Source organism: Salipaludibacillus sp. CF4.18 (assembly GCF_051262595.1).
GTDB lineage: Bacteria > Bacillota > Bacilli > Bacillales > Salisediminibacteriaceae > Salipaludibacillus > Salipaludibacillus neizhouensis.
In genome coordinates this window covers 1-387 of sequence record NZ_JBIMEV010000171.1, presented here as the reverse complement: position 1 = coordinate 387, position 387 = coordinate 1, and the positions used below count along the sequence as shown (strand labels likewise).

The window sequence follows — 387 nt, the reverse complement described above, 5'->3', positions numbered from 1 at the left end:
GGTGTGAAACGAAAATCGATGATATGGCAGCCTTATCTTGAATTATTATCAAAACGTCCGAAAGCAATTAAATATTCAAGCTTATATGATCAATTTCCTTATGCTTGGTCTCGATACTTAAAAGATTGCACAGAAGAGGAACGAAAAACAGGATTACGTTTACTAGCAAAACTCTTGAAGAATGATGATTTCACATTACTGAACAAAGCGCTCCAATTGGCTTCCTCTCATGGTCATCCTAGCGCAGATCAAATTAAACACTGTTTTTATTCGTTATTGAATCAAGACCGTTCTCATATGGAAATTACTCCTCGTATGAAGGTACCCGTCATGCCCAACGCATCTCGCGGCCTTTCTCATTATGATGCCTTCTTTCAAGAAGGTGGT

Annotated in this window: 1 pseudogene; it reads left to right on the top strand. The window is 38.5% G+C overall.

Going from position 1 to position 387, the window contains the following annotated elements:
- Positions 1-387, top strand: a pseudogene (locus tag ACHABW_RS26020) (IS21 family transposase); the annotation flags it as partial.